This window comes from Bacillus sp. 95MFCvi2.1, from assembly GCF_000374965.1.
GTDB classification, from domain to species: Bacteria; Bacillota; Bacilli; order Bacillales; family Bacillaceae_G; genus Bacillus_A; species Bacillus_A pseudomycoides.
The window spans coordinates 431770-446082 of sequence record NZ_KB895691.1 but is presented as its reverse complement, the minus strand read 5'-3'; the positions used below and the strand labels follow the sequence as shown (position 1 = coordinate 446082).

At 34.0% G+C, this 14313-nt stretch carries 14 protein-coding genes and 1 pseudogene; all 15 read right to left on the bottom strand.

The window, feature by feature from the left end:
* Window positions 1–195: pseudogene (locus tag C568_RS0105495) on the bottom strand (hypothetical protein); the annotation flags it as partial.
* Window positions 196–344: 149 nt separating this feature from the next.
* Entirely contained in the window at window positions 345–1739 is a 1395-nt protein-coding gene (locus C568_RS0105490; protein ID WP_018780966.1) for a BppU family phage baseplate upper protein, read from the bottom strand.
* Window positions 1736–4186, bottom strand: coding sequence for a phage tail spike protein (locus C568_RS0105485; protein ID WP_018780965.1), 2451 nt, complete (start codon window positions 4184–4186; stop codon window positions 1736–1738). Before C568_RS0105485 ends, C568_RS0105490 begins: the two co-directional genes overlap by 4 nt.
* Entirely contained in the window at window positions 4183–4860 is a 678-nt protein-coding gene (locus C568_RS0105480) for a phage tail domain-containing protein (RefSeq protein WP_018780964.1), read from the bottom strand. Before C568_RS0105480 ends, C568_RS0105485 begins: the two co-directional genes overlap by 4 nt.
* Window position 4861: 1 nt before the next feature.
* Window positions 4862–8377: a phage tail tape measure protein gene (locus C568_RS32335; RefSeq protein WP_018780963.1), complete on the bottom strand. Its 3516-nt coding sequence runs from the start codon at window positions 8375–8377 to the stop codon at window positions 4862–4864.
* A 167-nt stretch (window positions 8378–8544) separates the two neighbouring features.
* Window positions 8545–9021, bottom strand: coding sequence for a hypothetical protein (locus C568_RS0105470; RefSeq protein ID WP_026008418.1), 477 nt, complete (start codon window positions 9019–9021; stop codon window positions 8545–8547).
* A gap of 18 nt (window positions 9022–9039) precedes the next feature.
* A complete protein-coding gene (locus C568_RS0105465; protein WP_018764120.1) occupies window positions 9040–9636 on the bottom strand; it encodes a hypothetical protein in 597 nt (198 codons plus the stop codon).
* A 1-nt stretch (window position 9637) separates the two neighbouring features.
* Window positions 9638–10063, bottom strand: coding sequence for a hypothetical protein (locus C568_RS0105460; protein ID WP_018764119.1), 426 nt, complete (start codon window positions 10061–10063; stop codon window positions 9638–9640).
* Entirely contained in the window at window positions 10053–10439 is a 387-nt protein-coding gene (locus C568_RS0105455; protein ID WP_026008417.1) for a hypothetical protein, read from the bottom strand. The genes C568_RS0105460 and C568_RS0105455 overlap by 11 nt, the downstream gene beginning before the upstream one ends.
* Window positions 10393–10773, bottom strand: a complete 381-nt coding sequence (locus tag C568_RS0105450) for a hypothetical protein (RefSeq protein WP_018780962.1) — start codon at window positions 10771–10773, stop codon at window positions 10393–10395. The genes C568_RS0105455 and C568_RS0105450 overlap by 47 nt, the downstream gene beginning before the upstream one ends.
* Window positions 10760–11062, bottom strand: a complete 303-nt coding sequence (locus tag C568_RS0105445) for a head-tail connector protein (RefSeq protein WP_026008416.1) — start codon at window positions 11060–11062, stop codon at window positions 10760–10762. Before C568_RS0105445 ends, C568_RS0105450 begins: the two co-directional genes overlap by 14 nt.
* Before the next feature lies 1 nt (window position 11063).
* Complete coding sequence (locus C568_RS34130) at window positions 11064–11204, bottom strand: hypothetical protein (protein ID WP_231398642.1); 141 nt, start codon at window positions 11202–11204, stop codon at window positions 11064–11066.
* A 19-nt stretch (window positions 11205–11223) separates the two neighbouring features.
* Window positions 11224–12366, bottom strand: a complete 1143-nt coding sequence (locus tag C568_RS0105435; protein ID WP_018780961.1) for a phage major capsid protein — start codon at window positions 12364–12366, stop codon at window positions 11224–11226.
* A gap of 37 nt (window positions 12367–12403) precedes the next feature.
* Window positions 12404–13150 (bottom strand): head maturation protease, ClpP-related, encoded by a 747-nt coding sequence (locus tag C568_RS0105430; RefSeq protein ID WP_018780960.1) that lies wholly within the window; start codon window positions 13148–13150, stop codon window positions 12404–12406.
* The gene (locus C568_RS0105425) at window positions 13116–14309 is read right to left on the bottom strand and encodes a phage portal protein (protein ID WP_018780959.1); all 1194 of its coding nucleotides are present in this window, start codon (window positions 14307–14309) and stop codon (window positions 13116–13118) included. The genes C568_RS0105430 and C568_RS0105425 overlap by 35 nt, the downstream gene beginning before the upstream one ends.
* Window positions 14310–14313: the final 4 nt, after the last annotated feature.

Sequence of the window (14313 nt, the reverse complement as noted above, 5' to 3'; positions counted from 1 at the left end):
AATCGCTAATTCCTCCCATGCTACATCATCCATATAAAAGAGTCCTTCGCCATCCATCCAAACACTGCTTTCATAACTACCTTTATTTAAGAAGATAGCTTGTGCTTCCTTATCCTCACTGAAGAATCCTGGAATTAATCCGAATTGTTGTTGAATCTCTTTAATTACCTCTTGTTTTAATTCATTGTTAGTCATTATTGAACATCTCCCTTGAATTTTGTTGTTTGATTTTTTGATTCTCTTTAATTGGCTCTTACTTTTACCGCATTATTTCTTATCTTTTTCTACATCGTAATCACCTCCTTTCAAGCAAAATAAAAAAGCCTGCTCATGCACGCTTGCTTTTAGACCGGTGTATTTTCATCTAACCCTTTTGATAACTGGGTAACAGTAGTTCTCGCTTCCCAAACATAAATCTGATCCTTGTCTTTATTGTTATAAACAACCTTAAATTTTTGCCCTGCTGTAAAGTACCAACAAAAACTACCTGTCATCCTAATCCATTTACTCACATATCCTGAAACTTCCCCTGCAATTTCATGCTCTTCAATTGTTTTTCCACTTGCGTCTAATATGTGGATTTCCAGAATATGTTCAGCATCTGCTGTTTGGGCTAATGAAGACATGTAAGCATGTATATCATAGATACCACTTTCTTTAATATGAAATAGACCACCAGAACGGTCTACACTTCTATTAAACCCCCAACGAGGAAGATCATTAAATTCTACAATCCACTTTCCGTTATTGTAGCGTTTTTCTTTATGAAACCAAACAGCCACATTAGAAGGAGCTTGAAGTTTATTGTGGATTAAGAGATCAGCTTCAACTTTAACTTTTTTATATTTCGAGTCTTTACTAATAACTAAAGCATCAGCTTCTTCTTCTAAAATTGATTTACCATTCAAAAGCAATCTCTTTTCGTCAAATCCCCATAATGAGAACAGTTTTTTCACATCTTCAAATGATGGATGTTCCTGCCATCCTAACCAACCTTTTGCATCATCAATATAATTAGTCCAGAGTTTGTTTTGATAATCTTTTGCAAAAATAAATCCGTAAGTAGGGGAATTTATAAATGAGATACCACGCCACGATTTAGCGTTAGGTGTATTTCCTTGCACACTGCCATGACAATAAATTGTGTTTATCCCTAGTCCTCTGGCTACAATTTCATCAAGAATATTTTTTGTAGGATCACTAACCGAGATTAACGCACCACCTACATCTGTTGTGATTTTTGGCACTTGAACATTATTTGCATTAATTAATTTTGTTAACTCTACGATTAGTTTATTTGTATCATCAATTTCTTTTCTATATCCTGCTACTTGTTCCAAGGCTTTTTCAAAATCAGAAATATAACTTTCCAGTTTGATATTTCCTTCTTTGACATCTCTTCTTAAAACAATTCGGATATCTGGTGTGCTTGTACGTTCTGAATCTCCCTTTTCTATAACAAAATAAGCCATCCATTCGTTAGAAGTTGAGACCGCTTTAGCAGGTAATATATATTCAATGATTCCATTATTTACATCAATAATTTTGGCATCATCCCGAATAAACTGTTTATTATTTGTTGCTTCATACTTTGCTACATATCCAGTTAAATCAACTACTCTACCATTATCTTTTAGATATACAGTTAGTTTTAAGCCATTTTTATCATTTTGGCGTAAACGAATGGTTTTTGTGAATACTGGATCAGCCAAATCAATTATAATTACTTCATTTCTCATTTCGTTACGCTCCTTTCAATCGCACCTTTTTTAAGGCGTTTAGGTGGTCTTCTCGTGCGTTTTGATCTTCCTCTATGCTTTACATTTCCCTTAGGCTGTTGTGGCTCTATTTTTTCAATTCTAGCATCTGTTTTTGTTACGTATTCTTGAAACCCTTTTGTTAATTGTGAGAGCATACCATATAAACCTACACCTGTTTCTTCCTCTTCATTTGGAATAACTAAACCATAATGTGTTGGAATTGCATCAGTAGTAATTGGTGGTTCTCCTTCTTTTCGATTCATACGCATATCATAAAGTTTTGCCATATCTGTTTTAAGGTTGTATTGTTTAATATCCCAATCCATTACTTTATCTAATGCACTAAATCCAATATCACGAATGTTTGTCTTGTATTTTTTCTTTGATGATACTTTAAAATCAGCGGCTAAAATCCCACCATAAAATGAACCAGTGCCAGACATAACTTGAAGGTATCCATTTGCAGAATTAGAATTTCGTAGCAAAGAATACTGAAGCACTAAGTCTGTATCACCGCTAGAAGAAGTTTTTACCGAAAAGATTCTCTTTCCGTTTTGATGAAACAGGAATCCTTTTCCTGCTGTAAAATGCATATTCTCTTCAGTCGCTTCAAGCATGAGATTCTTTTTACTTTTCGCTGCGAAATCTGTTGCAGCAGTTAAATTCATGTATGAGTATAATGCATCTATATTTAAAGACTCTTCTGCTTTTATACTCATCTTTCCATTTTGGTCGAAGATAATACTTGCTGGAAAGTACAAATCTGTTTTACTTCCGCTTTCATATCCTCTAGTGATACCAATGCCGCCAACTTTGGGATACCTGTCAGAAAGTTGATATACTGCTACCGCTCCCTGTGAAGCAGTTACATCATTATCTCCACCTAAAAAGAGAGTAGGCTGCATTTCTTTTCTCGAGTTTGTATAATATCCTAAAAACATACGGGTAATGTCTGACTCAAACAAACGTATAAATTGTTTTGATATACTTACGTAATTTTTTGTATCAGACGTTCTTAAAGTAGCACCGTTTATTTCTCCACCTTTTATTAAATTCCCATTCATTGTTCCAGCAGTAATAAAATCAGCAACAATTCGCCCATCCATTGTCATCGCAAGTCCATATGGACCATTGATTCCAGTACTCGAATACCCTAAACCGTTAATATTCCATTGCCAAACCTTTGTAGCTGTCATTTCATCTTTTGTATCCATAATCAAAATTCTGTCTGGATGTATGCGAACATGACCACCAAAACCACTATTAATTAAATTGGTTGCATGTTCTTTTGCTGCATCTAAAATATCATATGGCATATCTTCTAAGTTATTTTGCATCTGATCCAGCTTATTGGCTAAGTTTGTAAAGGATTCTTTAAAATTCCCAATCGTTAAGTCGATATATTTCTTTTCAATTGGATCATATTTATATGCATTTACTTTTGCTTGAATATGAAGGTTATCTTCTTCATGGTTGATAGTAACGATATCCCCCATGTACACCTTCTGTAAAACAGCATAGTCTTTATATTCCTCTGTTTGTGATAGTTCTAGAAATTCAACTTTGTATGTTGCTTTGGGTTGATCTACTCTTTGAATCTCATACATTTCTTTTGCAGCTTTGCGCAATAATTTATATGCTTCTTCCAATGGAACTGCATCTTCATCTTTTGCATGATCTCCAATAGCTGCTTTTATATCTTTAAATTCCACCACTCTAATTTTAGGATGAGGATATTTATTTATAAGTGGACTATCAACATATTTTTCTGGTAAAAGCAAACCATCAAACCCTTGTGGCATAATCCTTGTAACAGGGCTTTTCCAATCAACATTTCCTTCATATCCTAATAAATCTTTTTTGTGTTGAATGACAACTCCTCTATCCATTCCCCGATTCTTTAACATTTTCACATCAAAATTATCTCGTTTTAATTCGCCACCCCAACGATTGATAAAAGAGTTATCTTGATTATTATCTAAAATCACTTCGACTGGATTTTTCCGTACAATACGAGCGCTTGCAATGGTTGGTATATCAGAATAAAAGGTAAACGGATGCTTATATTGACATCCTGCTGATAAACGATTCATTGCACCGTTTCCGTTTGTTGTTTGAATAAATATATCCTCAATTAAGTTTTCAGTTAGATCATAGAAAATGTGATAGCATTGTACTTTTAATTCGCCCATGCTTGGTTTAGGTGTCACAACACGAAATAATTGATCTCCATCAGGTGTTGGTGCTTTAACAATGCTCATACCATCAATTTTTGTTCCGTGAGGAGCAAATAAAGGATAACTAAAAGTAAATACAAATAAACCGTTGAGTTCTTCCTCAACAGTTGCATCATAAATATGGTTATCTAAAACCCCTATTCCATTGTGTGTAAAATCTGTTTCATTTGCTTCATATAGTGTAATCATACATATCGCCACCGTGGTTCAATTAGAATTTTATTTACATTTCCAGACCATGTAATTGTATTTTCTCCAACTTTGAAAACAGGGAAACTCCCTACTGTTTTTATTGGTTTTGTGCCTTCATAAGCAATGAGAAGTTCAGAATCAACTATAACAAAATTGGTTATTCCTTTTATTTGAAAGGAAACGTCATTTATCATAATTCGCACATCATTATTCCCAAAAATCTCAAATTTAGGAGCAGATTCATATGTTCCGATATTCATAAACGTTTCTGATTTCGTTACTACAAATGGAACTGTTTCAACATATTCAAAAGGATCAAGTGTAAATTCCACTTCAAATTCTCCGTACTCTTCAATTTCATTTACAATGTCGCCGATTTCTACATGTTTGATTTTTCGATATACCTCATCATCTGTAAAATAGAGAGTTTTACCATTCGCAAGCCAAACTTTTATATCACGTACTAAAGGTTTTATATTTTCTTCTTCTAGCAAATTAAATTTAATTTTAAAAGGTACATCCTCAAATGCCCCTTTTTTCGTGAGTGAACCGTGCCTTCCGGGTACTTCTATGTGTTCTACTTTTTGTTTTGCAGTAGGAATAACAGGACGATCTACCATGCATAATCCGTAATCACTCGCTAATCCCTTATCAATTCCAATGTCTAGCAAATCAATTCCTCCCTATGCCAATATTCAAGTTACGTCCTTTTTGTGCAAACCAATCATCCGCTTTTTCAAACATACGATCAATGTCACGTTCATTCCGAACAGTATTATAAAAATTAACTTCAATTGGTTGTTGATTACTGCCTTCTCCTGTTGTTGTTCCTACAATATTAGGAAGACCATTTAAAAGTGCATCCCCTAATGCATTGGGTACATCAAATGCAACTATTTGTGCCAATTGTGCAGCTGCATTTTGTATCGTTTCCGCAACATTTCTTGTAAGTAAGTTCAATTGTCCACCAATACCAGCTGCTTTTTCTGAAGAACTTAAAGGTGTAACAGATACTTTATTTCCTTTTTTACTGAATAATTCGGGACCAGCTTCACCGGCAATAAATTGTCCATCCCCTAAAACATGCCCACCTTTTGCAAGCATCGGTACATGTGGAATGGTTGGTGCATCTACACCGGGAATTTTATTTAATAGATTAGCAGGTGTATTAAATCCATCAATGAATTTATTAATCATACTAATAATACCATTAATGACTGTTCTGATACCGCTTTTGATACCATCCCAAACACCTAATACAGCAGATTTCATTCCATTAAAAGCGCCTTCTACTGCACCAGTAACCCAACGAACGGGTGTCATAATTACTTCTTTTAACCCATTCCAAACACTAGAAGCTGTCGATTTAATACCTTCCCATATACTTGAAAGAGTAGATTTTATGCCTTTCCAAACACTGCTACTTGTACTACTAATTGCATTCCAAACAGTAGATATTGCTGATTTTATGTTGTTGAAAATTGGAGTTACCACAGAAACAATAGAATTCCAAATGCTTGATAAAAAATTTTTTATCGTGTTCCATACCGTGCTTGTAGTAGAACTAATTGTATTCCATACAGAAACAATAAAATCTTTAATACGATTAAAAATAGGCGTGACAAAAGAAACTAGTCCATTCCAACAAGTAGATAAGAAGTTTTTAATCGCTTCCCAAACCGTACTTGTAGTAGAACTAATTGTATTCCATACACCTGTAATAAAAGTTTTAATCCTTTCAAATATTGGCGTTGCAAAGTAAGAAATAGCATTCCAAATCGCTTGTAAATATTGACTAATAAAATTCCATACGGTTTGAATTACAGTAGAAATACCATTCCAAATCAATGAAAAGAAATCTGCAATCCCTTGTAAGACAGGTGTTAAAAAGGCTACAATTCCATTCCAAATTTCCATAAAGAAAGTTGAAATAGCAGTCCAAGTTGTTGTAAAAAATGTAGCAATCCCCTGTAAAACTGTAGTGATAAACAGTACAATGCCATTCCAAATCATTGTGAAGAATTCTGAAATAGCAGTCCAAACTGTTGTTGTAGTTGTGCTAATCATATTCCAAGTATTAGTCAATGTTAGAAGTAAACCATCCCAAATACCTATTAAAAATTCCTTAATAGCGTTCCAAGTATTTATGGTCCATTCTTTAATAGAATCCCAATTCTGAACGATTGCAACAACCAATCCAACAACAGCCGCTATAATAATCGGGATAATGGCTATCCACCCAAGCATTGCCCCTGCAGTAATTCCCAATGCACCAGCTAATGCACCAGCTAGTGGTGCAAGTGAGGATAGAATTATAAGCAAGGGACCAATGGCGGCAACAATTCCACCAACTATTATGATGATCTTTTGAGCAGTTGGAGATAAATTATTAAATCCATCTGATACGGTTTTTACTGCACTTGAAATAGAAGGCATGATATCTTTTGCTAACGATAATAAAACTTTCCCTAAAGGTTCAAGAGCAGCTGCTAATTCTCGCAACATACTTTTAAACTGTTGCCCAAATGCTTCCTCTTGGATCTTTTTCATGTTATCCATAGCGCCTTCAGTTTTGCCTAGTCCACCATTTAATTCGTTTAGATGCAAAACAGCTTCTGCACCCATATCTTCCCATTTCGTACCGAACAGAGCAACCCCAATCTGATTAGCTTTTACTTTATCATCCATTTGTTTTAAATCGTTTAATACAGCATCGAACACATCAGCTGTAGTTGCTTTTCCTTCATTGAAACTTGCCCAAACGCCTTGAGTTTCTTGCGATAACTCTCCAAAGCCTTCAGTAACACCTTTTGAACCATCTTGCACACGAATTCCAAATTCTTTTATAAGGTCATTAATATAATCAAGATTGTAAGAACCATCACGAGTACCATTTGCTAGAATATTAAACATCTCATCAGCAGAAAAACCTGCTTGTTTAAACAGCGGTGCATATTCTGAAAGATTATCAAACAATTCATCCGAATAGTTCAAACCTTCTTGAGCACCTGCAGCAAGCAAATCAAATGTTTCTTGTGTAGATAAACCAAACTGTGACATTAACTGTCCTGCACCACGGGTTGCTTCATTCAGATCAACATCATATGTTTGAGCAAGTGTTAATACATTTTCAGTTGCATCTTGTAATTCCTCATGTGGAACATCACGCATATTTTGAAATACTTTTATTAATGCTGTATCAACTTCCGCTAGATTTTCACCAAATCCATTTTTCCAAGTGCTTTCTGCTATCTTTTCAAGATTTTGAGCACCTTCAGCTGTTAAACCTAAACTTGCTTGGATTTTTCTTTGTGAAGCATCCATATCAGAAGCTACTTTCATTGCTCCTGCACCTAAACCTAAAATAGCTGGTGTTGCTGTCGTAGACATAGCTTCCCCAGCACTTCGCATCTTTTCACCAGCAGCATTAATTTTCTCTGATGCTTGGCTTGCAGTGTTTGCTTGTTCAGATAGTGCTGTATTTGTTTGTTGAACTTCATTTTGCAATTGTTGTTCTGCGGCTCTTAGTTGTAATAATTTTGTTTCAAGCTTATTTACTTCAGCAGAATTTTCACCATACTGTGATTTAGCAGCTTCTAATTTCTGTACACAATTTTGTGTTTGTTGAGCAGCATTTTGCTGAGCTTGTTCCAAGTAATGAATCTTTGCCGTTAATTTTTCAGATTCAGTTGCATTATTACCAAGTGCTGCACGTTGCAAATCATATTCAGCACGTAATTTTGCTGATTTATTTGCAAGACTAGTTTCTTCTGCACTTAATTTATTTAATTCTTGTGCAGCAACACTATTTTGTTGTCCTAATCTTTGAAGTGCTGATTCTGTTTCTTTAACTTGATTTGAAAACTTTTGTTCAGCTATTTGAGCATTCGCTAATTGACGTGCAAGTTTTTCAACTTCTACAGAGTTTTCACCATATATAGCTTTTGCTTTACTTAATTGTTGTTCAGTTGCTGCAACTTTTTGCGCTGCTAATTGTTGTTGCTGCTGTAGATATCCTAACTTTGCAGTTAGTTTTTCTGTTTCTGTACTGCTTAATTTAAGTTGTTCTTGTTGCAAGGTGAATTCTTGACGTAACTTTGTACTTTCATTCTTCATTTCACCCATTGCTTTATTAAATTCTTGATTGAAAACTTTAAATGTTATTTTTGATTCTGGACCATTTGCCATATTTTCACCTGCCTTTCTTTAACGTGGATTGGCTTTCCAACCATCAAAAGCAAGTTTTCCTTCAGCTATTCGCTCCACCGATGCAACAGGAAAGTGCCAAAATGTATCTGGATCAATCCCATAAATTAAAACATAGAGAACATATTTGTCCTCTATGCATTCAATGTTTATTTTCGGTGGTTGAATTTCTTTTTTCCCGTTTTTGTACTTTTGTCTAATCCTTGTGCAAATCCGTTTTGTTGTCCCGTTGTTACACCAGAAATTAATTGTGCATATAATTTTACTGTTGCATCAAAGGAATAATGAAATCGCTCTAAAAATGCATCAAAATCATAAGGGAAATTTTTATTTGCACCTAAGCACCCTAAATAAATGATCTTTTGTAATTCAACTTCGTCAATTCCTTGTAAAGCAGTACTATCTATACTATCAAGTTGATTTGGATCAACGTTCACTAAACCTTTTAATTTAAATAACCCTTGCAAAAGGGATTCTTCTAGTAATCCTAAATCTTTTCCCTTCTTCACTGCATAATTTGTAATATAACAAGGGACAGTTTGTTGATTTTTAGTTATTCTTTGGAATTGTCCGTTGTCTAACTGTACAGTTTCTACTTCTTGTAATTTTACAATTTCTACTTTCACCAATTTGTTGCCCCCCTATTACTGTTGTGGTGTTTGAGTTGTCGCTTTTACTAGTTCTGGTGTGAATTTTGTATGCCATTGATCTTTTACTGTTTGATCTTCTAATTCATCTACTAATGCTTCATAGTACATTTCACCATTACTATCCTTCATTGCTGTAAATTCTAACTCTGTTTCTGCAACTTCATCAGCGCCATTTTCAATTTTAAATTTGAATCCTGTTGAAGAAGCACAGTTAGAAAAGGCAACTAGTTTTTGTAAATCTTCAAATTCATCAACTACATCAGCAGTTAGGACGAATGGTTTACCTTTAGATTTAGCACCATATGACCATACGCCAGGTTTTAAGCCATCTGTTTTTATTCCGAAAATCTTTCTAAGAACGTCTACACGTAAATGTCCCGAAAGAGTCAAAGTTATTTTGGATGGTCTAGAAATCTTTTTTACTTCTAATCCCTCGCACTTTTTAACGATTTCAAGCATTTCCGTTTCACCTTCGATAGTTCCCACACAACCAAACTTTGTTCCTGTTTGTTGTACTCCACCTTCGATAAATTGAATCCCTACATTGGTAAATGTCATTGGATCAAATTCTTCTACAATTGTTTTTGCCATATTATGAACCTCCTAATGTTTGTTGAATAGCTTTATCTAACTCCGTATTTAAACGTTCAGATATTTTGGGTGTAGCTGTTTGCAATCCTCGCTCCAATATTTTTTGAGGAGTATTTTTTGCTGATCTCCCAATACCTAAATCGGGATATTTTAAATAATTAAACCTTGGTGTTGGACGAATCGTAAAACCAAGGTTCATTTTGCTATTTGTTAGTGCTTTTTCATTTCTTGCATGTCGTTTATTTCTAACTCTCCCTTTCCATGTAGAGATAGGGATTTGAGGTTGAATAGATTCTAATGCTAAATTTACACCGTCATTATGTAGCACTTTATTTAGTGCTTGCTCTGACTTGTTCGGAATCTGTTTCAGTTTGTTTTCTAATTTCTCAATATCTCCAAACTCTAAACTCCATGAACTAGCAGCCATATTTTACAAGCCTTGTTACATAAATCTCAATTTCATCAATGTATTCATCTAGTTCGCCTTTTTGAATAGACGTTTTATTAGAATGTTGAAATGAATGTCCTGCAGATTCAAGTGCTGCAATAATATCTAACATTCTTTCATCTAGATCATCACGATTTTCAGAATAATAACGAATTAAAACATTTTGTTTTAGTGTGAACTTGTTATCTGTTTTTTCAAAACCGCCTGTTTCAAAAATGAAATAATGATAATTTTCTTCTTCATCTTCACTCACTTGATCTTGATAAACCCCTACCTCAAAATGTTCTTTCAACTTTGAAATTAGCAAGCTATTCATTTTTTGCAGTCGTTTCTTCGATTGTTCGTTGCTCATCATATCCACCTACTTCCTGCAAATAAAAATATAAATATTGCTTGTCTGAATCGACTTTAATCAAATCGTATTGCAAACCATCTATAACTACTTTTAACTTGTTCTTATTAACGGAACGAAAAGAAGGAGGAAACAGTGTTTTTACTTTCTTATCTAGCTTTGCATTTAATAGTCCACAAGATTGATAATCACTATCCCGTGCAGATAATTCCCTAAAAGCAAGTTTACCTTCTTCAGAAAAAATCCCCTTAATCCGTTTTCCATTTTCACTACGTTTTGTTTCTGTCCGTCCGTATTTTAGAAAACCGTCATTAAATGTTTCGTTATATGGCTTCATCTTTTGCCCTCTCTTTTAAGGCGGCATCTATAATTAACCGTTGTAATTCCCCTCGAAAATTCTTTTCAAAATCTTCTAGAGCATTGTTGTATTCATATCTGCAACGCTCAATCAATAATTGCTTTACTTGATTTTCTTCATCAAATGAAAAAGACGTACCACAAAGATTTTGTAAATACGCCTTTCCACGTTCAATTGTTTTATTTATTTGTTCATCTTCATCATTCCAAGTGATACGCAAACGGCTTTTTACATCTTCAAGTAATGTTTCATCTAATGTTTTCCCCATTTTAATCACCATTTGTAACTGATTCCTCTATAATTTTACGAATATCCTCTTTTAAGGTTGCAGAAGAAATATCTATATTATGTTGATTTGCGTAAGCAATTAATTCTGGTTTTAACATGCCACTAAAATCAATTCCCTCCACTCTTAATGTGGAGGATTTCTTAGGGTGTAGGTGTTTGACTACCACCAGCATTTAAACCACTGATATCAAATACTAAGAATGATTCATTATCTTTTGGACGACCATTTGCATATTGTTTAGATAAATAAACAGTTTCATCTTCTAGGAAACGGTATTCTTTAGAACTTTCCATTTTTTGCGTTGAACCTACGCCCATAAAGTAATCTTTTGCGATTCCTGCAACCATCTTTCCTTTTGGAACAGCTAATGATTGAACAACTGTTGCTGGAATTGGAAGTACACCAGATACATATGCTCCATTCTGTGTTAAAAACGTTGTTGCTGGGAAGATTTTTTCCCAATAGTCAAGTGGATTCACAATCATTAACGCATTGCTTACTGCACGTTTTCCACCTTTCGTAAGTGGAGCCATTACTTCCTTACCTAATGATGCTGGTGATAGATTAGTAAGTGCAATTGCTTTTTTATCAGAATAAACACCTGCTGTTACTGCTGCATTAAGATCTTTCATCATTCCAATTGGTTGGTCTTTTCCGGTTCCGTTTACAATTGCTTCTTCTAATGCAATTGCCATACATTCCGTTAAAATTTCACGAACATAACGATCTAACCAAATTGGACCTAAATCTAACATTGCATTACAGATTGGAACATATGCACTTAATTTATATAGATTAGTTGAAATAACTTCAAAACCATCATCTAAAAGTTCTTTAATTTCTTCGCAAAGTTTACCCCACCATGCAGATTGTACATGCCCTTTTTTCACTACCCATTCTGTTACACCAGTAGTGTTAACAAATTGAATATGGTTTAATAACGGGTGATTTAAACGTAACTCTTCAAATACACGCTCAAAAACTGTTGCTGGAACTAATTTTTCTGTACCTGCAAATCCTTTATTTGCAATTACTTCATTGTAATATGATTGTTCTTCTTTTGTTAAAACTTGTAGTCCACGGCTTGCCATTACTTGTTGATCTGTTAAATCTTCATTTACCGCTTGACGTGCTTCATTGATAATATTTTCTTGAATAGAATTTGCAAACTCTACCATAGCTGCAGCTGCAGCTTCTTCATTCCCACTATTCATTGCATTCAATAATTTTTCTTTCATTTCATTTTGTTTCTGTGCTTCACGATCTAAATTTTTAATTGCCATTTTTCATTTCCTCCTATTTTATGCAAAATAAAAAACACTACCTTTTGGAAGTGTTCAGTGCTGTTAGTAATGCAAATAAAGCATTTTTAGTATTGTTCGTATTATCTTGGTTTTCTTCTTTTGTACTAGCTGATACTGATGATTTATATTTGTTTAATATTTTTTCTTTTGTTGTTTCATCATCTTCATCTTCTTCATTATCTTCTTCTGGTATTTCAATCTCATCTACAATTTCATCACAGAAGCCAAATGTTTTACATTCTTCAGCAGTCAACCAAGTTTCTTCTGCTAACAATTCCTCTAATTCGTTTTTTTCTCCTACAAATCGGGAAGTGTAACTTTCTGTTACTGCAGTATCAATTTTATCAAGGCGATAAGCTACTTTTCGTAAACCTTCAGCATTACCAGCTGCATATGTCCACGCTCTATGAATCATCATCATTGTATTTTTCGGCATAATAATTTTATCGGCTGCCATTGCAATAACAGATGCTCCACTTGCTGCCAAACCATCAATATGAATAACGATTTGAGCAGAATGATTTTTTAATAAATTAGAAATGGCAATTGATTCAAATACATCTCCACCACCACTATTAATGTGAACGTTTATTGTTTTTGCTGTAATATTCTTTAACTGCTCTCGTACTTTACTACTTGAGATACCGTCATACCACGAATATGCTGAAATAGTTCCATACATATATAAATCTGCTTCTTCAGTATTTGCACTATTAAGTACTTCAAATCTATTTTTGATTTTCGGAATTTCCGTTACTGTCATCCTCATCACCTCCCCCTAATGCTGCAGCATTTTCAACTGATTCATAGTTTTTCGTAACATACCGTTTATTTGCCCATTCCTCATTAATTGGTTCACGTCCTAACATGCGTAAAATATCATTAATTGAATTTGCGCCAATTCTAAAGAACACATCACAAGCACTTGCTAGTTGTGTAATATCTACATATTTAATACGACTTGTATCTATCTTTAAATATGTTCGTTCTAAGTACTCTTCCTTCTTATAAAACTTACGATTTATTTCATCTGTAATAAGTTCTACAAGCGGATTAATACAGAACATAAGGAAATTATCTGTCTGCTTGGAGACATCAACAACATCACCTTTTAACATTCCTTTTGGTACATGAAAAGCCATTGAAACAAAATCAATAATGTCATCAACAAGTGCTTTAATATCTCGACTATCTAATTTATTTCCTTTGGAAGTGTTACTAAAATTCTCTAATGTATATCCATCTTGTAATTGGAACACAGCACCTGCATTATCTGCTTCAAAAAACGCTTTGAATTGTTCATTAAACATTGCATCCATTTGTTGTTGCATTTCTGGTGTTTGTGCTCTTAAAAATTCACCTTTCACAACAACACGCATTGCATTAGAACGCTTATAAATACTTGTAGCAGAAGTAATTAATTTGCCCCAGCTACTATATAAACCATCAATTACATTCATGATATTTTCATCATTTAATTGAAAATAAAAAACCTCACTCTCTTTAAATACCTTTTCGGTAAAAGTGAAGTTTTTAACAGTAACGCCTTTATATATATTTTCTTTTAATGCAAATTCTTCTTTGCTAAAACTATCTGCAATATATAGTTGATCGTTATGCATAATTACTAAACATTCATTATCATAAATTAAATGTGAGACTAAACTATGCATAAATTGTGAAGCGTTTTGGTTTTGGTTGGGCTGCACATTAAATAAATAGTGATTTCCCTTTCGAACCTCTTTTCCTTTTTCAAAGGTTTGAAATTCACAACGAACAAGCGTATTTGCAATTAAATCTACACAAGTATTAACAGCTAGTTTTTTAAAGAAGTAATCAACAGATGCTTCATAAAAACAGCTTTTTAAATCTGCTCTACTCTTTTTTCCAAACCAACCGCCTATCCAATCAATTAAACCCATTCCC